At 43.9% G+C, this 21,827-nt stretch carries 19 protein-coding genes; 7 read left to right on the top strand and 12 right to left on the bottom strand.

The genetic code is table 11. The annotated features are described in order from the left end of the window. Positions 1–255 precede the first annotated feature (255 nt). On the top strand, positions 256–1,149 hold the full coding sequence (locus HL061_RS09825; RefSeq protein WP_071002860.1) for a pirin family protein: 894 nt from the start codon (positions 256–258) through the stop codon (positions 1,147–1,149). 237 nt (positions 1,150–1,386) lie between these two features. On the opposite strand, the gene HL061_RS09820 is transcribed toward HL061_RS09825, so the two are convergent. The 3 genes from HL061_RS09820 to HL061_RS09810 form a co-directional block, all read right to left on the bottom strand. After that, positions 1,387–2,166 carry a hypothetical protein gene (locus tag HL061_RS09820; RefSeq protein ID WP_071002859.1) on the bottom strand — a complete coding sequence of 260 codons (780 nt, stop codon included), beginning with the start codon at positions 2,164–2,166 and terminating at the stop codon, positions 1,387–1,389. A gap of 131 nt (positions 2,167–2,297) precedes the next feature. Continuing rightward, a complete protein-coding gene (locus HL061_RS09815) occupies positions 2,298–3,128 on the bottom strand; it encodes a nucleotide-binding protein (protein ID WP_071002858.1) in 831 nt (276 codons plus the stop codon). 758 nt (positions 3,129–3,886) lie between these two features. Further along, positions 3,887–4,588, bottom strand: a complete 702-nt coding sequence (locus tag HL061_RS09810; protein WP_252962777.1) for a DNA glycosylase — start codon at positions 4,586–4,588, stop codon at positions 3,887–3,889. Between the two features lie 368 nt (positions 4,589–4,956). Here HL061_RS09810 and upp point away from each other — a divergent pair, with 368 nt between their 5' ends. Both upp and HL061_RS09800 read left to right on the top strand, forming a co-directional pair. After that, complete coding sequence (gene upp, locus HL061_RS09805) at positions 4,957–5,616, top strand: uracil phosphoribosyltransferase (RefSeq protein WP_058023728.1); 660 nt, start codon at positions 4,957–4,959, stop codon at positions 5,614–5,616. Between the two features lie 73 nt (positions 5,617–5,689). Beyond that, positions 5,690–6,442: an SDR family NAD(P)-dependent oxidoreductase gene (locus tag HL061_RS09800; RefSeq protein ID WP_071002857.1), complete on the top strand. Its 753-nt coding sequence runs from the start codon at positions 5,690–5,692 to the stop codon at positions 6,440–6,442. Between the two features lie 19 nt (positions 6,443–6,461). On the opposite strand, the gene HL061_RS09795 is transcribed toward HL061_RS09800, so the two are convergent. Further along, on the bottom strand, positions 6,462–7,115 hold the full coding sequence (locus HL061_RS09795) for a hypothetical protein (RefSeq protein WP_071002856.1): 654 nt from the start codon (positions 7,113–7,115) through the stop codon (positions 6,462–6,464). Positions 7,116–7,290: 175 nt separating this feature from the next. Here HL061_RS09795 and HL061_RS09790 point away from each other — a divergent pair, with 175 nt between their 5' ends. Beyond that, the gene (locus HL061_RS09790) at positions 7,291–8,319 is read left to right on the top strand and encodes an alpha/beta fold hydrolase (protein WP_083328921.1); all 1,029 of its coding nucleotides are present in this window, start codon (positions 7,291–7,293) and stop codon (positions 8,317–8,319) included. Here the strand turns inward: HL061_RS09790 and HL061_RS09785 are convergent. Genes HL061_RS09785 through tyrS form a run of 3 tightly spaced genes read right to left on the bottom strand, consistent with a single transcriptional unit; the run spans position 8,316 to position 10,410 of the window. Then, complete coding sequence (locus HL061_RS09785) at positions 8,316–8,555, bottom strand: DUF1653 domain-containing protein (protein ID WP_071002855.1); 240 nt, start codon at positions 8,553–8,555, stop codon at positions 8,316–8,318. The genes HL061_RS09790 and HL061_RS09785 overlap by 4 nt on opposite strands. Positions 8,556–8,578: 23 nt before the next feature. Continuing rightward, positions 8,579–9,157, bottom strand: a complete 579-nt coding sequence (locus tag HL061_RS09780; protein ID WP_071002854.1) for a GNAT family N-acetyltransferase — start codon at positions 9,155–9,157, stop codon at positions 8,579–8,581. 38 nt (positions 9,158–9,195) lie between these two features. Next, a complete protein-coding gene (gene tyrS / locus HL061_RS09775) occupies positions 9,196–10,410 on the bottom strand; it encodes a tyrosine--tRNA ligase (protein WP_071002853.1) in 1,215 nt (404 codons plus the stop codon). Positions 10,411–10,553: 143 nt separating this feature from the next. Here tyrS and HL061_RS09770 point away from each other — a divergent pair, with 143 nt between their 5' ends. The 3 genes from HL061_RS09770 (at position 10,554) to HL061_RS09760 (ending at position 14,383) form a co-directional block, all read left to right on the top strand. Further along, positions 10,554–11,945 (top strand): anhydro-N-acetylmuramic acid kinase, encoded by a 1,392-nt coding sequence (locus HL061_RS09770; RefSeq protein ID WP_071002852.1) that lies wholly within the window; start codon positions 10,554–10,556, stop codon positions 11,943–11,945. 153 nt (positions 11,946–12,098) lie between these two features. Continuing rightward, a complete protein-coding gene (gene fabF, locus HL061_RS09765) occupies positions 12,099–13,433 on the top strand; it encodes a beta-ketoacyl-ACP synthase II (protein ID WP_071003747.1) in 1,335 nt (444 codons plus the stop codon). A gap of 164 nt (positions 13,434–13,597) precedes the next feature. After that, positions 13,598–14,383, top strand: a complete 786-nt coding sequence (locus HL061_RS09760) for a hypothetical protein (RefSeq protein ID WP_071002851.1) — start codon at positions 13,598–13,600, stop codon at positions 14,381–14,383. Between the two features lie 214 nt (positions 14,384–14,597). On the opposite strand, the gene HL061_RS09755 is transcribed toward HL061_RS09760, so the two are convergent. The 5 genes from HL061_RS09755 to lnt form a co-directional block, all read right to left on the bottom strand. Beyond that, the gene (locus HL061_RS09755) at positions 14,598–16,415 is read right to left on the bottom strand and encodes an aminopeptidase P family protein (protein ID WP_071002850.1); all 1,818 of its coding nucleotides are present in this window, start codon (positions 16,413–16,415) and stop codon (positions 14,598–14,600) included. A 272-nt stretch (positions 16,416–16,687) separates the two neighbouring features. Beyond that, entirely contained in the window at positions 16,688–18,253 is a 1,566-nt protein-coding gene (locus tag HL061_RS09750) for a peptide MFS transporter (RefSeq protein WP_071002849.1), read from the bottom strand. Between the two features lie 266 nt (positions 18,254–18,519). Next, a complete protein-coding gene (locus HL061_RS09745) occupies positions 18,520–19,446 on the bottom strand; it encodes an IS30 family transposase (protein ID WP_025643743.1) in 927 nt (308 codons plus the stop codon). Between the two features lie 159 nt (positions 19,447–19,605). Next, on the bottom strand, positions 19,606–20,070 hold the full coding sequence (locus HL061_RS09740) for a hypothetical protein (protein ID WP_071002848.1): 465 nt from the start codon (positions 20,068–20,070) through the stop codon (positions 19,606–19,608). A 136-nt stretch (positions 20,071–20,206) separates the two neighbouring features. Then, positions 20,207–21,781: an apolipoprotein N-acyltransferase gene (gene lnt / locus HL061_RS09735; protein WP_071002847.1), complete on the bottom strand. Its 1,575-nt coding sequence runs from the start codon at positions 21,779–21,781 to the stop codon at positions 20,207–20,209. Positions 21,782–21,827 lie beyond the last annotated feature (46 nt).

Raw genomic sequence — 21,827 nt, 5'->3', positions numbered from 1 at the left:
AAGCATGGTATTGGTTAATGCTCATCAGTTTAGCAATTAAACCTCAGTAGGTAAGTAAGATTTTTATTATTGGCTACTCTTTAATAGTAATCCCTTTTGTACTGATAATTGATTAAATAATACTTAATTATCATTATTATTTATTAATATAAACTATATAATAATATTGAAATATATCCCCTTGGCCTCAAATAAATAGCTAAGAGTAATAAATCAATGCTCACCAACAGATATTAAAAATATCAGGAGAGAATAATGAATAATACTGCAGCGAATAGCAAAAAAGATACTGTGACCCAATCGCGTCAAATCGAGCAGCTTTTTGCTGGGGTCGATACCCAAGACGGCGCTGGCGTTAAATTGACTCGCGTACTGACGCAGCAGCTGCAACAGCGCCTCGATCCGTACTTGATGCTCGATAACTTTAAAAGTGACAATCCAGATGATTATGTCGCAGGGTTCCCCAATCACCCGCATCGCGGCTTTGAAACCATTACTTATATGATTACGGGGCGTATGCGTCATCGTGATAGCGTGGGTAACGAAGGGCTATTACAGAACGGCGGCGTGCAGTGGATGACAGCGGCGAGCGGTGTGATCCATTCAGAGCTACCGGAACAAGAAGACGGCGCGATGGAAGGCTTCCAGCTGTGGCTTAATCTACCTGCTAAAGATAAAATGAATGACCCTTGGTATAAAGATTTCCAAAGTGAGGACTTGCCTAAATACACAACTGAAGATGGCGTAGACGTTACGGTAATCGCAGGTACATCGCATGGCGTAGAAGGTGCAGTCACCCGCGACATTACTGAGCCGACGTATTTGGATATCCATTTACCAGCAGGAAAGAGCTTTAGCCAAGCGATTCCAGCCGATCATAATGCGTTTGCCTTTGTATATCGTGGTAAAGTAGATATTGAAGGTAGAGAAGTACCAACTAAGACTATGGCTATTCTTGAAAACAATGATAGTGCTGATGGCGTCACTATTACCGCCAATAGTAGTGAGGATACCAAAGTGATCTTAATCACTGGTCGCCCACTACGCGAGCCGATTGTGCAATATGGTCCGTTTGTCATGAACAGCCAGCAAGAAATCATGCAAGCGGTCACTGATTTCCAAAGTGGTAAGTTTGGTGAAGGGGCTTAATGATTAGCCTAGTTTGTTAAATACTCTATTGAATGTTAAAGCCCGTATTATTTGTTAATATGGGCTTTTTTGTGGGAAAATTGCTGCTTTGGCTGTTTGTGGAGTCCTCATATACTCTAACTATAACATTATGACTGAGCAGCTCCGTAGGGTATTTAGACCAGTAGGCGAGCAATTTTGGTTTGATTTTAAGAGATTGCGGTTATGAGCTAGATAATAAATTTAAGTTATGAGTCTTTAATCTATCCGGTTATAGTTTGCTTGATTCACCCGAAGTTCATTTTCTTTAGGTTCTACACCATTCTCAATAATATTAATTTTGATAATATATTTTGGTAAACCAAATTTATCTAAGAAACCTGTAGCAACTTTTTTAGATGTTTCATCAAACTCTAAATCCAAACCATTAAAGTAACGCTTCGCAAGCTGTAATGAAAATGGTGTACCATAGCGATAAAGCAATGTATCTTTACCACCTGTTTCTAGAGCTAAGTTAAGAGGTACACATACAGCTCTAGTTACCGCAGAAAATGAGATTTGAGAACCTCTATGATAAGGGTATTGCCTTAACGCTTCTTGATACGAAGAACCTAACACAAAGTTTGTAATTTCTTCATAATCATAAAGCAAGTACTGAGAACGAGGAGCGTTCTTCAATATTTTTTTAGCTTGGGGTATTTTCATTGCACTGAAGGATGCTTTTCTCCAGTCACGCTTTTTTGCTTCAAGAAATGCAGCTCCATGAAGATCAGTGCCGTCTTTATAATTAATATTTATAACTAGAGCAATGTCGCCAAAATTATTCTCAAAGTTCCCCTTTAATTTATATATTTGCCAGTCTATTTTGTTCTTTCTATCGTTACTAGTAAAATACATGCCATCTAGTTCACGTCTCAAGTCAGAAAGTAATTTTAGAGTAATGAAGTCTTCATTCCATTCGTGACCTGTTATTTCGCTAATAGAGTTTCGAATAGTGTTCTCTATTCGGCCTGTAAATTCATCTAAACTGGATTCCATTTGATGTCTCTACTTAAAGTATGATACAGAGTAAACTGTATTTTAATTAGTATTTAATTCTGTATTATATGAATAAACTATACGCAAAGCAGATTAGTATCTGATTAATTAGCTATCACACGCAGTTGGTCTTAGATCAATTTGTTCATATCAATGCTGTAGCCAGACTGTTTCATTTCTTTAGCTAGTTGCAACTGCCATGCAGAGGATTCATCTAACGAAATATAAACTACACCACTAATGTCATTTGGCAGTTCTAGCTTACCATCTACTAAAGCACAAACATTTTCTCGTCCAAGTTTACCAATAAGTAAACCGTGCTCAAAAACTACATTTTGTCGTGCTCGAACATTTAAGTTTCCAGCATCTGTTTTTACATTACCAACATCATCAGGTGTATATAAAACTATCGCGAATCCAGTATCGGAATAATGCTCTATTTTCTCAATAATTGTTCTTCCTGAGCTTGCCTTTTCGTGAAGAATAATTGCTTCGAATCCTAATCTTTCTACGAATCTAGCAGCTTTGTTTTGCGCGCCCTCATCATGACCATGGACTATAAACACTCTATTTGGTTTGGCATCTCTAGACTCTTGCCTGACAGATCGTGTAGCTACAAGCTCTTTCTTATAGCCTACTGCACCTTCAATAAAATCATCAGTGACGTTTGTTGCCCGTCCAATAGCCTGATAGGTATCAGATGGACCACCGATTATAACCATTGATGAGTTTTGATTCTCTGCTCTGATTTGAGGAATAAAAGATTCAATTGTTTTTTCACTTTTAGCAATAGTTATCCTCTCAAGATCATCAGGCTGAACAGTCTTTCCATTAATGACAATTGGTTTTCCTTGCTCATAAGGTTCAACAAACCTTGAAATTAATTGTTCTTTAGTAAGATCTGTTTTGTACTCACCGTAATGTGTATCTGATTTTGGTTTTACTTTTACATGGTAATACATTTTGATTCCTTATAAAGACTAACAATTTACTATCCTGTAAATCTAGCATTAATACGACAGACCAACAATCTAAATATAATAATAGAAAATGAAGAAAGAAATTGATTAAATCATCTCTTAGATTAACACACCAAGTGCAACGCTAATTAATATTATAGAACGCCTGCATAGGCGTTTTAAACCCTAATCGTTTTCTTGGTCTGTTGTTTAGTTTGTTCTCAATGTCCTGTATTTCATTATCACGACCAACTTTATTTTTTAGCATTCTGAATCAGCAAAAATCCACACAAGTTGTTCTTTAGTTATGCTTTTAAATAGTCTCAATCACTGTCGTCCAGTCATCGATATATAGGGTATTACTAACGCTATCTGCCTTTTCCGTCTCCGGTTAAGCTATCTAGCGAGCCGACTATCTTATCATAATGATTTGAATTGTCAAGACTTTTTATAATTTGTTTCGCCAGGTTAACTGGGTTATTAATGTGTAATCTACACATCTCTTACTGCCAGTCCGTCTGATGAGGGCGTATTATAGAGGGTTTAACTTTTGTGTCAACCAATTTATACATGTTTTTAAAATTATTTTACAGCCATTTGAAATTTTAAGTATTTTCAATAGGTTATGAATTGGTCGATTGGTGAGCATAGTAGAGAGATGAGGACGGATTTCCCTTGCAGTAAGAATATTCTGCTTTAACAGCTATAGACCTTTTACTATTTTTCAGATTTTTCCGTCTATTAACACAATTCTATTCACCTTATAACTTACCCATCCTCTCAAAAAACGCCTTATACGCCGCGACTTTCTTATCCAACGATAAGGGATAGGCGCGTGAGGTCGATGGTAATCTATATAAGGTTAAGTCATTAACATCCATTTTTTTATTATCTGCATCCTGCCATTGATAAGGGTAATCCATACTTTGATTGGTTTTTGGATGTTTTGATTTGGCAATTGGCTTATCTAATAACCCAAGTAGCACTTCGGTCGCCTTGCCTCCTGTCGTGAATAATGTCGCTACCTTTGGCACTTGCGGCAAGATACTATCCAAATCAACTGGCGTCACCACGGTTAGGTTTTTATCCGAAGCATTGCCAGTCTCTCGAATAGCCTGCTTGACTGTCGGGCAAGAAGCGATGCCACGCTCGAACATAAAATTGCGTATGCGCTCAGGGTCAAAGCGCTTCTCATCGCCGACTCTAAAATAGTTAGCGTCATCAAAAAACACTCGGCCATAGATACGCCACATATCATTATAAAAATTGGGATAATGAAAGCTCATTGCCCATTTATCGCTAGTCGGCGGAAACGTACCCATCATCATGATAGTCGCATTTGGTGGTAAAACAGGCGCAAAAGGATGATTTTCAATTTCTCCTGATGAGCTCTCGGTTGCTACTATCTCGTTATTAGCCTTGTTATTAGCGTCTTCTTGGGTGTTTGATGGTGTTATAGTCATGATATTCTTCATCAGAAAAGCGGTTTTTTTGGTATCATAGCAAGCCTAGACACTACTGCACTTATGATAATTTTATACAGTCAAACTTAGTCGATTCAAATAGTGCGACAATATGACAATAATATAGTCGCTTAGCCTGAGCGGTTTAGGCTTGGCTGCCAATTGTGAGTGTCTAACTGATCACTTTTGGTGACATTACACTCTTATACAAGTAGCACGTTTATTTGATTTGCATGGTCATTGAGGTTTTTATTTTACTATCAATGAGACCAAACAGAGTTAAAGTGGGGTAAGTGTTTGTATCTTTTTATATTAATAGCAACCGCAATGACTGCGCACGCATCAGACAAAAAACCAAGAGAATACTTATGAGTGATTTAAACAACGATTTAAACATTACGGTCATTGATCATCCATTGGTCCGTCATAAACTCAGCCTCATGCGCGAAAAAGACTGTAGTACTTATAAATTTCGTACATTGACTAAAGAGCTTGCACGCTTGATGGCTTATGAAGCAAGCCGTGATTTTGAAATTGAGACCTTCCCAATGCAAGGCTGGTGCGGCGAAATCACGGGTGAGCAAATCATCGGTAAGACTGCGACTATCGTGCCGATTTTGCGTGCAGGTATTGGCATGCTTGATGGGGTACTCGATCTGATCCCTACTGCCAAGATTTCTGTGGTCGGTTTACAGCGTGATGAAGAAACGCTGCAGCCAGTACCATTCTTTGAAAAATTTGTCAGTCACATGGACAAGCGTCCTGCGCTAATCATTGATCCAATGCTAGCTACGGGTGGCTCAATGGTTGCGACCATCGAGATGCTAAAGAAAAATGGCTGTACTAATATCAAAGCATTGGTATTGGTAGCTGCACCTGAAGGCGTCCGCTTAGTTAATGAAGCACATCCTGACGTGACTATCTATACCGCTGCGTTAGACAGCCATTTGGATGAGCACGGTTACATCATCCCAGGTCTTGGCGATGCGGGCGATAAAATCTTTGGTAAGCAGTTATCAAATAGATAAGTCTCATTAGGGTAAATAAAGCCGTCATCAAGTTTATGGCAACAGCAGACAACATCAATAATAGGGACAGACAATGAACGTATTGATTACAGGAGCGAGCGCGGGTTTTGGTAAAGCGTTGGCAGAGCGTTTGGTGGCTAATGGTCATCGCGTGATTGGTTGCGCTAGACGTATCGATAAGCTGAATGCTTTAGCAGAGATTTTAGGTGAGAATTTTTTACCTGTGGTGATGGATGTGAGTGATACGGATTCTATTCCGCAAATCATTGCTGACTTGCCTGATGACTTTAAACACATTGATGTCTTGGTTAATAATGCAGGATTGGCGCTGGGTACAGAGCCTGCACACAAAGCCAGTCTCGATGATTGGATGCAAATGGTCGATACCAATGTTAAAGGTCTAATGTCATTGACTCATGCAGTCTTGCCAGCGATGGTCGAGCGCGATAGCGGATATATCATCAATGTCGGCTCGATTGCTGGTAGCTGGCCATACTTTGGTGGCAATGTATACGGCGCAACTAAAGCCTTTGTCAAACAATTTAGCCTAAATCTACGTGCTGACCTTGTCGGTACGCAAGTACGCGTGACCAATATTGAACCGGGCGTAGTCGCGGGTACTGAGTTTTCAAACGTGCGCTACCATGGTGATGACGATAAAGCAGCTAAAGTCTACGATGGCTTTAAGACCATGACAGGTGAAGATATCGGCGATATATTACTGTGGTTGATTGAGTCGCCTGCGCATATCAATGTCAATCGTTTGGAAGTGATGCCAGTCGCGCAAACCTATAACGGTCTAACGGTGGCTAAAAAAGACCGTTAAAAGCGCATCTATTTAACAATCAACGTAACTCGTAAGACCGAAGCAATATAGATGACTCTATATTGCTTTTTTTTATGTCCTCAATTGTTACCTCATTTACCAAGCGTAAGTCCTGAAAGTCCATAATCAATACTTCATTACGCAGGCGCTCGCTAGTGCGTTTATTATGGCGTATCGGAAACCCTAATACTTGCTTACCGACGATGGTGATTTGATTAACGATTATCTTTGAATAAGAAACCTGATGAGTTGCCATTTTTTGTGCGTTAATGATTGCCGTGGCTGGATTGACGGTGGTGGTGAGTAGTTTTGTTTGTCGTACCACTTTTGGCACCTCTCCTGCAAAAAATACCACCTGATCTAATGGCATATACTGCGCATGGCGGGTCAGCTCTTGACGAAACAAAGCGGGCATTTCTACATTAAAACTGTCTTCTGTTTGTTGATAAAACGCGGTAAAGTTGCGATGCAAATACCGTCCAAATACTGTGGCATTGATCCATTCTTGATAAATATCGTTCGCCAGTAGTCGCTTGGAAAAGCTATTGGCATCTATCGTGACCTCATTATTCAACATCGACAATAAAAGCGCTTGTGGACTGGTAAATGTCTGCTGCTCCCAAACTTGTGGATACAAGCTACTATCCAATGACGACAATATCGATTTGCTCATACCCTTCTACCCTTATCAGTTATCGCTACTGCTTTTACCGTTAGCTAAATTCTATGCTATGGTCAGATGACTGCTTCAATATAACAGTCTTTTATTCGCGGTATGAATACGTTTGTAAAAATACATCTTGACCACTCAACCAAGATGGCTTGATAACCAAAAGTGATGTCATTCTATGAAAAACCTCCTTTTTTCTCTACCCGCATCATATCGATTACGAACAATCGATATAAAGACAGCTGATGGTACGGCGCTACCCATATCTGTCATTGGGAATGGTAAACCCATCATGATGATGCATGCTTATGGCATGGATGCGCGTGAGTTTTTACCTTTTATACTGCCACTAATGGGTAAATATGAATTTTACTTGCCGCATTTCCGAGGTTTTGGTGCTGCAAAAGATATTGAGTTGACGCAGTTTGATTTCGTGCATCAGTACGCTGAGGATATTGATACAGTGATTGAGCACATCTGCCTGAGGCGTCACGTAGAGTCATTACCTGTGGCCGCGATTTCAATGGGTGCGCTCGTCATGTGGTCTTATTTTGAGCGTTTTGGTACAGCCAGAGTCAGTCGCTATCTAAATATTGATCAAAGCCCTGTGATTCACAATCAACCAGATTGGCAAGGCGGGTTGTTTGGGGATCGGCAAAAAGAGAGGTTTGCCGTGTTTCAAGAAATTGTCGATAGGACACTACCGTATGCGCACGTTGAACACTTTACGCACTTGCCGTTTTCTCTCAAACGCCATGTGACAGATGTCGAAAGATTGTTTTCTTTACTCTCTGTCAGCCGTCCACGTTCAAAAGCTGTCGTACAAGCACTTACTCATCAAAACGATCATAAGCTGGCATTTTATAATCACCAAACCTGGCAACACAAAATGCGCTGCCTGCAGGCGTATCTCGCCATACCTTATGATTTTCGGGCAGTTATAGAAAACGTCACCATCCCAGTGGTCAGTCTCATTGGTGGTCAATCAAAACTCTATGATCCCAATTGGCAGCAAGAAATCACATGTATGCTACCCAATGCTCGTGACGTCATCCTACCGCGCTCAGGACATGCCGTCCCTATGGATGAGCCGATTGGTTTTCATAAGGTGTTAAAGAAGTTTTGTGAGAATGATTTACGAGTCGCAACCAAAAAGCGACTTAGTAAAGTCGCTTTTTTAGGAGATGCTGCCAAGTTCAAGAGTTAATCCACTAGGGGTTTTATCAGCTCAAATCTAGGCACTTCTGTGCCACTACGCATCACAGTTTCAGCAAACATCGACAGCGGTCGTACCCATACGCCGTACTCACCATAAAGACAACGATAAACGACTAAGGCTTCTTCGGTTTCTGAGTGCTGCGCGGTATGCAATACTTGGTAAAGATTGCCTTTATAGTGTCGGTAAATGCCTTGGGGTACCGAATTTTGATTTTTTTGAGACATAAACCACTCATTTATATTGATAATTAAAAGATGCTTTGTACTTTTGCTGCAAGCTTGGGTTTTATACCCGCCCATTCAGAATAGACCATACTATACATCACGGTATCTGAAATAACGCCGTCACGGCGTACTCGATTGCCACGAATCACACCATCCTTTTTGGCACCTAAGCGCTCGATGGCTTGTTGTGAGCGATGATTATCGACATCTGTACGCCAGCCTACGGTTTGATATTGTAGCGTTTCAAATATATAAGTGAGCAGTATGAGCTTGCAGGTGGTGTTGACATGCGTGCGCCAGTAAGATTTGGCATACCAAGTATAACCAATCTCTAATCTTTTGGTAGTCGGCAAAATGTCATGGAAGCTGGTTGAGCCAATCGCTTTACCAGTACGCTCATCAATGACGGCAAAAGCTTGCCTATCCGTCATTGAATCTGCAACATTAATATAATCCATGACCTTGTCTGGCTCAGGTATAGACGTCTCGTTTATCTGCCACAGCGCACCATCTTGGCAAGCTTCAATCAAGTCAGTGGCATGAGCGAGCGTTAATGGCTCAAGGGTAATGTCATTGCTCGATAAGGTAACCCGTTCTAGCATTTATCTCTCCTCAAGCCATTATTGATGTGAGCAAGCGCTTAAGCAATCGTCACTTTTGCATAAGCCTTTTTACCAGCTTGAATCACAACTGTTTGACCTGAGGTTAAGCTAAAGCCAGCATTGACCACCTCACCATCGACTTTGACTGCATTGCGCTTGATCATGTCTTTTGCCGCTGCACTATTCTTAGTCAAACCTGCTTGGTTTAATACCTGTGTGATAAACAAGGCTTCTTGACCCTCTTCAAGCGTCAATGTCACTTCTGGCAAATCAACGGGCAACTCACCATCTGCTAGGACATTGCCTGCTGATTTATGCGCGTTGGCAGCGGCATCCGCATCATGGAAACGCTCAATCAATTCTTCGGCTAGGATACGTTTGATTTCTTGTGGATTACGACCAGCTTCCATTTCCGCCATCAAGGCTTCGATTTCGTCCATTGGCTTAAAGCTCAAAAACTCAAAATAGCGTTGGATTAAAGTATCTGGCATCGATAGAATTTTTTGGTACATGGTGCCTGGTGCATCATAGATAGCAACATAGTTGCCGAGCGACTTAGACATTTTATTGACACCGTCCAAACCTTCTAAGATCGGCACCGTAATACACACTTGCGGCTCTTGACCATAACGGCCTTGCAACGTACGACCCATCAATAAGTTAAAGGTCTGATCTGTACCACCTAACTCAACATCCGCTTTTAGGGCGATAGAATCATAGCCTTGTACCAATGGGTAGAGGAACTCATGAATTGAGATAGGCGTTTGCGATGCGTAACGTTTCGAGAAGTCATCGCGCTCAAGCATACGCGAGACCGTCTGCTGGCTCGCAAGCTGAATCATATCAGCGGCGCTCATGTCACTGAACCACTCAGAGTTGAAGACCACGCGGGTTTTTTCTTTGTCCAAGATTTTGAATACTTGCTCAGCGTAGGTCGTAGCATTGGCTTTGATTTGCTCATCAGTCAATGGCGGACGCGTGCTATTTTTACCAGAAGGGTCACCAATTTTAGCGGTGTAGTCACCGATTAGAAAATAAATCTCATGACCCAAATCTTGAAAATGCTTGAGTTTATTGATCAGTACCGTATGACCTAAATGCAGGTCAGGTGCGGTCGGGTCAAAGCCTGCCTTGATACGTAGCGGACGGTTGAGCTTTAGCTTAGCCACTAAGTCGTCTTCAGATAATATCTCTTGCGTACCGCGCTGAATTAGGGCCAGTTGTTCTTCTAGGGTGTAGGTTTGATCGGTCATGATGCTCTCTATATATCGCTTGAATTGGGATTTTTAGGAATATTGGTTACTGGCGCAACCCCTTATGACGTTTAGCAGCTCAAAGGGTTAGAAAAAATGCTAGAATTTGACGGATATACTAGCGTTTTTTAAGGTAAATTGCCATGACCAACCCCGCATCCATTGCTGACACTGAACACAATGCTATCGCCGACTTACTTATGAATAATGGTTTGGGTAATGGCTCAGACGATATTGATGATTTGACCGATGATAATTCGAACTATGCCACACTGACCGACGCGCTTGAGCAAACGGTGTTTGAAAGCTTCGATGATGGTTTATATATCGGCATGATGTCAGGCACCAGTTTGGACGGGATGGATGCGGTTATTTGTCAGTTCAGTAACGACATGGCTGATAAAGAGACTACCAACAAAGAAAGCATCAGTAATAAAGACAGCACCCAACCGCCAATGCAGCTGCTGGCGACGTATAGTCAAGATTTTCCACCGCGATTGCGTGAGGTCCTATTGGCATTATGTCAGCCCAATGGTGTGAATCAACTCGTACCAGAGGCCGATGAGCCAACTAGCGAGCTTGACTGGTTTGGTTGGGCAAGCCGCGAATATGCGGAATTTGCCAGCGAAGTAGTCAATACCTTATTACAGCAAGCAGATATCGATGCTGAATCAGTACTGGCGATTGGCTGTCATGGGCAAACGGTACGCCATCGTCCACAGATGGGTTTTAGCTTGCAATTGGTCGATGCCAATATCATCGCTGAGCGTACAGGCATTAGCGTCGTCAGTGACTTTCGTCGCCGTGACATGGCCGTCGGTGGTCAAGGTGCGCCTTTGGTACCTGCCTTCCACCAAGCACTGTTTGGCGCATCTGATGACACACGCGTGATATTAAATTTGGGCGGTATTGCTAATATAACCGTCTTGCCTGCTGATGGAAAATATCAGGTTGTTGGCTACGATACGGGACCTGCCAATTTATTGTTGGATGCGTGGACAGCATTGCATAATGATAATAGCTATGATGCGAGCGGTGCTTGGGCGCAGTCTGGGAAAATTATCGAGCCACTACTCGAGCAGCTGTTGGCACATCCGTTCTTTACTCAGCCTCATCCAAAAAGCACGGGTCGCGAAGTTTTCAACTTAGCTTGGCTACAAGATGAGCTACAAACATTCGATCAAACTTCTGTCTATACCCACTACTCATCTGCAGATGTACAAGCCACTTTGACTGAGCTAACTGCCATGAGTGCAAGCGCGCAGATCAATAATTTTATAACTACTGATAAAAATAGCTCGGTGTCTGTCTGCGGTGGCGGTGCTTTGAACGATTATCTGATGACGCGTCTGCAAGCCCATCTACCCCACTCTACAGTGATGACCACAGATCATTTAGGGCTGGCACCAACATGGGTAGAGGCAGTCGCTTTTGCTTGGTTAGCCAGACAAACATTGATGGGTGAAACTGGTAATCTACCCGCTGTAACTGGTGCCAATAAAGGCGTGGTATTGGGGCAAGTTTGCTTTGCCTGACCAGTTAGATTTTAGTTTACATACGTGCACCAATGTGTTTTATAATAACTTTAAAAACGCCATCCTCTTAGGACCCGTAAGTATAGGACATATCGCATGAGCCAACACAGCACTTCACCTATCGACCAAGCCACCAATGATGACACAAATAATATGACCGCAGCTCCTGTATACAAATCGCGTCAAAAACCGCCTCATTATGAGCGCTCTGATGATACGCGTGTGGTGGTGACTGGTATGGGTGCCATCACCCCACTTGGTCTAGACGTGGATAGCTCATGGACCAAATTGCTCAATGGCGACAGCGGTATCTCACCGATCACCCATTTTGACGCGACTGGCTACCGCGCACAAATCGCAGGTGTGATCAAAGATTTCGATGCCAAGCAGTACATGAGCGCCAAAGATGCGCGCCGCTATGATGAGTTTATACATTACGGGATTGCAGCGTCTTCTATGGCATTGAAGAATGCAGGGTTTATCGATGAAGTCAGTGCCACTGATGCACCTGTACAAGGGGTTGACCAAGATCGCTTTGGTATTATCTTGGGTTCAGGTATTGGTGGTATCCAAACCATCGAAAACAGCCGAGATACCCTACGTGAAAAAGGGGCTGCCAAAGTCTCACCCTTTATCATTCCAGGCTCTATTGTCAATATGGCAGCGGGGTTGGTCGCGATTAAACACAATTTAAAAGGTCCAAATCTTGCGACATCAACGGCTTGTACCACTGCCACTCATGCCATGGGTTTAGCAGCACGCTTGATTGCTTATGGTGATGCTGATGTCATGTTGGCTGGCGGTAGTGAAAAAGGCTCAAGCCCACTTGGTATAGCAGGCTTTAGTGCCATGCATGCCCTCTCCACACGTAACGATGAGCCAACCAAAGCATCACGTCCGTTTGATAAAGGCCGTGACGGTTTTGTACTGGGTGACGGTGCTGGTATGATCGTCTTAGAAAGCCTTGCTCACGCCAAAGCGCGCGGTGCCACCATACTGGCAGAGCTGGTCGGGTTTGGCATGAGCGATGACGCGAGCCATATTACCGCACCACCAGAAGATGGTAGCGGCGCTGCAAAAGCCATGCGCAATGCCCTCAATGATGCTGGGATTGAACCCGCAAGCGTCGGTTACGTCAATGCGCACGGTACCAGTACCCCTGCAGGTGATGTCGCTGAATCAATTGCTATCGAAACCGTATTTTCGCCAGTGAAAGACAGCATTTTGGTGAGCTCAACCAAATCTATGACAGGACACCTACTTGGTGCAGCGGGCGGCGTAGAAGCCATATTTACGGTGCTTGCCCTACAGCATCAGCACGTACCACCAACGATTAACCTAGAAGAGGTAGAAGACAACTGCAATCTCGACTATGTGGCCAACCAATCACGTAAAGTCGATAACCTGCAATATGCTGTATCCAACAGCTTCGGCTTTGGTGGTACCAATGGATCCTTGATATTTGCACGCTGGCCTACCAACCACTAATAGCCAAAAGCCTATCGTGCGATGCGATACCGCTTTATCGTATGCTCACTTTGTCGCTTCGCTACTTTGCCACGTTGTAACGTTGGTGTCAGTTTGGCTACGTTTGTCCACTTGCAGCCCCTTATCGTACTTGCGTATGATAAGGGGTAATTTTTGGAACATTTATGGAAGATACCATGTCAAGCTACTCATTTTCCCATCAGTTTTATCAGCGCTGGACGTGTGCACCTGAGACCGTACGCGCAGCCATTACCCAAGAGCTAAAAGACATCACGACCCTACTACAAGCAGAGACTGTATTTGAGAGCTTTGAGTTCAATACACATGATTTGGATGCGTATGTGGATGAGCTGTATGACAACTATAATGCCGAGCAAGCCATTGCCAAAGCGATCATAGACAAACAAGAACAAGAACGCGCGGCGGCTGAAAAGCAGCAGTTGGAAGAAGCCCAGAAGAAAGAGGCCGAAGAGACGGCGCGCAAAGCAGAAGCAGCTCAAAAAGAACAAGAAAAAAATGAGGAGCTGGCTGCAAATAAAACCCATAATAAAAAAGACAATCTAACCGAACAAGAGGCTATAGACGATGCGGTGGATCACCTAAAAACTGAGAAAGTCAGCACGGGCGCAGCAAGTGGTGAGAATAACAACAGCACTGACAGTCAGACGATTAGCAAACAGGATGCTACCCTGAGTGATAAGCCCATCAAAAATATACCAGACAACGCCAATACCACGATCAACTTGGTACTAGAAGACAGTGAGCTGGATGCGACGGATCATACACTGATTCGTGAGCTTGAGAGTCAAATCGACGACTACTTGAGTGAGCAAATGATGCTGATGTCGGAAAACCTAAAATCTTGGCTACGTGCCGAGATGACACAGCATTTCAGTGAGCAAAACGCGCCTGCTCCTACTAAAAACGCCTCTACAAAAAACATTCACTAACGGTAATGCACTATCTGTCCTGAAAAATCAGGCAGCATAAACCGCGAAAAGCTCCGTAAATTATTTACGGGGCTTTTTAATGTTTGCTTGAAAATTATTGACCTTGTTTTATACCACTTTCAAAAACGTAAGTAACAAGGCAAACAAGCGTAGGTACTAGATCCAGTAGACTAAGCGAATTTGACACCACTCATTATATTACTTGAGCTAGGTACTAGATGGCTTTGGTACGTTCAGTCAACCACTCAAGGGCAGCGCCTTCCACTCGATCATTCAGCTCAGCATACACTTGGCTATGATAGCTATTTAACCAATCAATTTCGACTTGATCCAGTAGTGATGGCTCAATCAGACGCGTGTCGATTGGGCAATAAGTGATGGTTTCGAAGTGTAAGAATTGACCAAACTCTGTCTCAGTAGGGCTAGGAACTGGTGTATTCACAACCAAGTTTTCGATACGGATACCCCATTTGCCCTCGCGATACAAACCTGGCTCATTACTTGAAATCATACCGACTTTCATCGCACGCTCTTTTGATGTGCTGGCGCTATAAGCAATGACTTGCGGGCCTTCATGCACATTTAAGAAATAACCAACACCGTGACCAGTACCATGACCATAGTCCATCTGAGCTTGCCACAATGGGGCGCGGCAAATCGCATCAATCAATGGGGAGGCAATACCATCAGGGAAGTGAGCACGAGCGAGCGCAATATGGGCTTTGAGTACGGTCGTAAAGTCACGTTTGTGCTCAGCGGTAACTTGGCCAATACCGACCACGCGAGTGATATCTGTCGTACCGTTTTGGTACTGAGCACCTGAGTCAATGAGTAGTAAACCACCTTCACCCTCAGCCACATCAAGATAGCTAAACTGCTCTGGCGTTGCGCGGTAATGCGGTAATGCCCCATTTTCATTGAAACCCGCGATGGTTGGAAAGCTTGGCGATACATAATGCGGCTGACGGCTACGCACCTCTATCAGCATACTATCTACATCCAGCTCACTCAGGCGCTCGCCTGCTGCTAGACGCTGCTCAAACTCAGAAAAGAATTCAGCTAAAGCCGCACCGTCTTGACGCATTGCCTCACGCACATGATCGATATCTGAGTCAGACTTGACAGATTTGAGCAGTGTACTCGGTGCCATTTGCTCAACAAAGCCAATATCGTCTGCCATTTTGGAGAGTGTCCCAACAGCAACTTTATTTGGGTCTAACAGTAATAAATCTTCTGGTGTTAATGAGCTTAATGCATCCTGTACAGCAGAGTAATCAGCCAATGTGATACCGCTATCTTTTAGACTTTGTGCAATATCTTCGCTCACTTTATCGGTATCAACAAATAACGTTGCGCTGTCTGTATCAATGAGCATATGTGCTAAGAACACTGGGTTATAATCAACGTCAGCACCGCGTAAGTTCGTCAACCAAGCGATGTCATCTAAGCTTGAAAGTAAATGATGGGTCGCACCTACTTTTGCCATGCCTGCGCGTACTGCCGCAAGTTTTGCAGTCGCAGACTGCGCAACAAACGGCTCATCATGTGCATACAATTTGGCATCTGGCAGTGCTGGACGATCTGTCCAAACGCTCGTCAATACATCACGTTCAGTGATCAAGGTAATATCATTGGCATCAAATGCCTTCAATAGTCGATCTTGCTCAGCGATAGAGAGCACATTACCATCAACTGCCACGCTATTTCCTTCTTGCAAATGATCGGCCAGCCAGTCGATATGATTTGGTTGACCAGGTGCCAGCTTCTCCAACGTGATACCCGTACCCTCTAGCTGCTCAGCGGCATGTACCCAATAACGGCTATCCGTCCATAGACCAGCAAAATCAGCCGTCACGACAAGCGTCCCTACTGAACCCGTAAATCCTGATAGCCACTGACGGGTTTGCCAATACTCTGGCAAATACTCAGACAGATGTGGATCGGCAGAGGGTATGATGATCGCAGTGAGGTCTTGAGCCACTAGTGTTTTGCGTAGCGTATCGATACGCGCTTGGATGATTTGTTTGTTCATTGAATGTGTCCTTATTTATTTTAGATAAATTATTTAGAAATCGAGAGGTGAGTAGCAACTATGAATAGTCGTCTTATTAGATGCTGCTTGATAGTATTGCAGTAGAACATAACTAGATGTTTGGGCAGAATGTAGGCTTTCAATAGCCTAAAAAATATCTCACTGATTGAAATAATAAAACGTGCTGCCAGTTATGGTAACACGTCTTATCATGAGTTATGGACTGATTCTACGGGCATGATAGAGGATTTGCATACACCAGTTATCTGTCTTTATTGGCTTACCTCGTCAGCATGCTCGCTTTTTTGCAGCATATTATTGATAGGCTTGGCCAATACCAACAGTATCACAGCAGAGACTACCAAGAAGATCGTCATGGTAGTAAACAAGGTCGGCAAACCTTCGATTTTGTCCGCTGAGACATGACCACCAAAGAAGGCCGCAACCAAGTTACCCATCGCAATAGAAGCAAAGAACAACCCCATCATCTGACCTTGCATGCCTTTTGGTGCAAGCTTGGTCATTGATGACAGACCTACCGGGCTAAGCGCAAGCTCGCCAAGGGTCAATAACAGCAGACTTCCCACCAACCATAAAGGCGATGCTAAGCCAGCACCAGGCGCTAAGATGCTTTTTGAGGCAAAAATCATCAAGGCAAAACCAGCGGCGGCAAGTAGCATACCGAGTGCAAATTTCGCCATGCTGCTCGGCTCAAGACCTCGGTTACCCAGCTTGACCCAGATAATACTAACGATAGGCGCCAATATTAAAATAAATAGTGGGTTCAGCGACTGAAACCAAATGCTTGGTATTTCAAACCCCATAACATTTAGATCCGTATAACGATCGGCAAATAGGTTAAAAGAGGTTGGCTGCTGCTCAAAACTTGACCAAAATAGCGTCGAGCCAATGATTAAAATAAAGCAGATCAGCAAGCGCAGTTTGTCCGTCTTATCCAACCGCGGTGAAATAAACATAATGGCAAAGTAAAGGATGACGACGGCTGCAATGATATAGGTCATATACTCCGCCACCATCTCAGGATTGAATGACACCATACCCGTAGAGATTAACAGCACCGCAGCGACCAACAATGCAACAAAACCACCTACCCAACGGCCAATGTTTTTGTAGCGATCATTGGATTGCTCCCACTCGGCATCGACACCTTTGGCCTGCGCATAACGCGTCAAGTTCTTGCGGGCGATAAAGCGGTAGGTAAGCAAGGATACGAGCATCCCTAAACCACCAACGCCAAAACCGACGTGCCACATGCCTTTTTCTTTGAATACGCCAACGATGAGCGCCGCCAAGAGTGCGCCAATATTGATACCCATATAAAATAAGGTAAAACCGCCATCACGGCGAGAGTCACCCTTAGGATACAAAGCCCCTACCATTACCGAGATACAGGTCTTAAATAGCCCTGACCCCAAAACGATACAGATCAAACCGACGAAAAACAGCGTCATACCAAACATGGCAGAAAGCGCAATACATAAGTGACCAAGGGCAATCACAATACTACCCCACCACAGGGCACGCTCTTGACCCAGCCAGTTATCTGCTAGCCAACCGCCCGGTACGGCTGCCAAATATAATGAACCAGCAAAAATACCATAGATAGCAGAAGCCGTGACTTCATCAAACCCAAAACCACCACTACTTACTGTTGCTACCATAAATAGCACGAGTAGCGGACGGATACTATAGTAAGAGAAACGTTCCCACATCTCAGTAAAAAACAACGAGCGTAATGGCGCAGGATGACCCATAAAGCCATTGTCTAGTGCTTGCAGCTCAGCCGCACTAGCTTCTGATTTTGATTGTGTACTCACAACTTTATTCCTTTAAAGGTTATTTTGGTAATGACCAAATGCCTAATTATTCCGATAAGCGGTCATATAGGCGGAACATTGTTTCACTTGGTTATACCCAAGTAAAGAAAAAGTTGGCTAAAACTTACACAAACACCCACAAAAAAGCTCGCTCTCAATCCCAGAGAACGAGCTTTTTTGTGGTCTTCAATGCAGTCCTATCGTATTGATATTACTGCTAGTAGAGACTTTAATAACCACCTTAGATTAACACACCAAGTGCAACGCTAATTAATATTATAGAACGCCTGCATAGGCGTTTTAAACCCTAATCGTTTTCTTGGTCTGTTGTTTAGTTTGTTCTCAATGTCCTGTATTTCATTATCAGAGACTTGTCTAAAGTCACAACCCTTAGGCAAGTACTCTCTGATAAGGCCATTGGTATTCTCGTTGGTTCCTCGCTGCCATGACGCATAAGCATCGGCAAAGAAGAAAGGGCTAAAGAGCTTTTGTTTCACCTTCTTATGCTGAGCAAACTCTTTACCATTGTCAGAGGTAATGGTCTTAACCTGCAACCTCACTGGCGCTAAGAGTTCTATCATTGCCTCTGATACTTGCTGTGCTGTTTTATGACCCACACGCTTCATCTTCAGCAGCCCCGTTTTACGTTCAACGAGCGTGACAATCGCTTGCTTGTGATGCTGACCGATAACGGTATCCGCTTCCCAATCTCCAATACGTGAGCGTTCTTCAACAATACAAGGGCGCTCATGAATCGAGACTCTGTCATTGATACGGCCTCGAGTCTCAGCGGTTAGACGCTGCCGGTATGGTTTTCCTTTACGTCTGAGACACTGCCACAATGTACCGCCCTGCCTCTTATCACGCCAAATATAGCGATAAATGCTCATATGACTGATACCAGCATGAACGCCAGATATTTGCTCAGGACTCCAGTTCTCTTTAAGCTTGTCTGTCACCCATGCCCAGAGGTCAGTCACAATAGTTGTGGCGTTGTTAGCCCGTCTGTCACAAGCCTTGTTATTAGCATGCTTTGCTCGGTAACCTCGTAGGCTTTTATTACGCCTAAGCTCTCTTGATATGGTACTGGGACTTCTGTTTAACACCCTCGCTATAAAATTAATACTATGTTTTGCCCCTTTAAGGGCATAAATCTGGTATCGTTCACCTAGGCTTAGATGTGTATAGCTCATGGTTGCAATCTCACTTTGGTCGGTGGATAAAAACTTTGATGCTAGCGCATCTAGGTCTTTTTTTCACCTTGCATTTGGTATTGCACTTCATGTGTTAATCTAAGCACTCATTTAAGAGTCGTTTTTTGCTATATAAACTATCAATTGCAATGTCAAAAATTACTGCGCTACTGCTGTGTCATCAGCGGCGGTGCCAGCATCCCCAGCATCCCCAGCATCTAAGTCACCATCCGCTTGCTCAGCAGTTAAATCAGCATCGGCAACAGCCGCTTGGCTTACTGTACCAGAAGCGGTCGCTGTACCTGCTTCTGCAGTGACGACTGCACTATCTGCATCTGTCGCTGGGGTGACGGTTGCATCTGCAGCCGTATCAGATGCTGCTGCATCTACTGGTGCTGTTTCAGCATTTGCTTCAGCTGGGGCAGCAGCGTCTTCGGTAGCAATGGCTTCTGCCTCATCAGCCGCTTCTGATGCTTCCGTTGGCGTCGCCGTGATGTGCTCGCCTGCTGGACGCAAAAACGCAGAAATACCAATAAGTAAGACAATACCTAAAAACAAGGCAATGCCACCTAGAGTGTATAACAGCTCTTTTTTTGGATTGTTATTGACGATACCTTCTGACATACCTTATCCACCTTGCACAAAATATTTGAAATATTGACCTATTATATCGCAATTTATACTGATTTGTGAAAACCCTTAAGTATTTAAAGGGTTTATTATCATCAATTTTACTATTCGCTTTTAGCGTTGATGACAGTTATTTACCCAAACGTACTAACTTCTTAGGACGCTTACCCAAGTAACTCAGTATCAGCAGTAGCGCCATAATAAACAAAATAGGATATTGGCCAAAACGCATAAACGGCGTATTACCAACGCGCGCCTGTATATTACCGCGTAGTACGGTGCGCTCAAACTGCGGAGCACGCGCTACGATGCGACCTTTATGGTCGATGATAGCTGTCACCCCCGTGTTGGTCGCACGCATAAACCAGCGACCATTTTCGAGCGCGCGCATCTGTACCATCTGTAGATGCTGTAGCGGGCCTGCCGACGTACCGAACCACGCATCGTTTGAGATGGTCAATAAAAAGTCTGTGCCAATCGCGTTTTTGCGCGTGGTATCTGGATACGCCACTTCATAGCAGATAGCAGCGCCCAAATTATGACCGCGCACTCGTAGCGGTGACTGTTGGTCACTACCGCGGCTATAGCTCATGATATCTTGGCTACCTGCCAGATTTGGCAGGATATCAAGCACCCCTTCAAATGGAATGTATTCACCAAAGGGTACCAGACGCTGTTTTTTATACAAGCCATCTGCCTGAGCCCCTAGCGCCACCACACTATTATAAAACGGCGCATATTTATCTTTACTGGCATCAAACGCGGCTTCGTCCTTATAAGGGATGCCCGTCACCCATGCCGTGTCCGTCTCTTTGGCCATTTTGACCATTTCATTGATAAAACCAACCGCTTCTGTCTGAAACATCGGAATCGATGACTCAGGCCACAGCACAATGTCACGCCCCCACTCATCGCGAGTCAAGGTTGCGTAGATTTTTAGGGTTTCTATTTGATACTCAGTAAGCCATTTTAGATCTTGCGGGATATTGCCTTGAATCAAAGACACTGATAGATCAGGCGTGCCTTTTGGTTTGGTCCACTGCGGATTGATCAACCATAGCGAGCAGCTAACAACCAGCAAAGCTATCGACGGAATCATATAGCCTGCGCGGCGACGTAGTAGCTCAACGACGCTGGCTCCCAATAATACCGCCACAAAAGAAACCGCGAAAACACCCGCAACAGGCGCCAAGGATGACAACCAATATTGCTCAGTAAATGCATAACCGACGAATAGCCAAGGGAAGCCGGTGAATAGCCACGTTTTCATCCACTCTTGGAGTACCCAAAGCGCAGCAAAAGATAATGGCTGTTTGCCAACCACTCGATTAAAAATCAGCGCCAAAAAGCCATGGAACAACCCCATGCCGAGACCCATCAGCGCAATCATAATCAGCGCAAGCCATACGGGCGTCGAACCATAGACATGGATAGATGTGTACAGCCAAAACGCACCCACACACCAAAGCCCCGTACCGTATGCCTGACCAATTAGAAAGGCGCGGCGACCTGTCATATCCGGCATCAACAACGCATATAAAATGGCAGGTGATACTAATGCAACTGGCCAAATACCATAAGGTGCCAGTGCAAGTATAAAAGCGCCTCCTGCCAGCAAAGCAATCAGTACCGTCAGTCCCAGATGTAAGCCTTTTGGCTGTTCAGGGTTCAGGCGTTTTTGTAAATCAACAGTAGACAGACGCATAGCAGTTATCCAAAACCATATTTTTCAAAATTTTACAGCTCAGCAC

It is taken from the genome of Psychrobacter sp. PSP, assembly GCF_024085615.1.
Classification (GTDB): domain Bacteria; phylum Pseudomonadota; class Gammaproteobacteria; order Pseudomonadales; family Moraxellaceae; genus Psychrobacter; species Psychrobacter pacificensis.
This window is presented reverse-complemented; position numbering and strand designations above follow the sequence as displayed.